The organism is Prevotella sp. LCP21S3_D2 (assembly GCF_052118345.1).
GTDB lineage: Bacteria > Bacteroidota > Bacteroidia > Bacteroidales > Bacteroidaceae > Prevotella.
On record NZ_JBQKHJ010000122.1, the window covers coordinates 1 to 323 of the forward strand.

The 323-nt window shown below is 45.2% G+C and carries 1 protein-coding gene; it reads right to left on the reverse strand.

The annotated features are described in order from the left end of the window. Nucleotides 1-323 (reverse strand): hypothetical protein (locus tag ACTQ16_RS16880; protein ID WP_441938598.1); only part of this gene is annotated, 323 nt, incomplete at both ends.

Here is a 323-nt window from a genome sequence, read left to right on the forward strand (position 1 = left end):
TAAGTTTCTCTAACTCACTAGCATATGTTTCCTTTAGCTTTTGTTCACGTGCCTCAAACTCAGCACGCACACCCGCAACTACAGCTTCACGAAGAGAGTCTGAAAGATTAATCTCTCCATTACCAGTCATGAATGCCACAAGTTTTTGCATCATGTCATTCAACTGATCTACCTTTTCACAAAGCTGCTTGTTCAGGTTAGAAACCATAGCCTCAAGCTCCACCACTCGTTTGTCACGAGCCTGGAGTTTCTTGCGGAGCAACCTGTTGTCAGCTGCCTCGCTATGCGCTTGCGCACTTATAGCCTGTATGGATTTCTCTTCT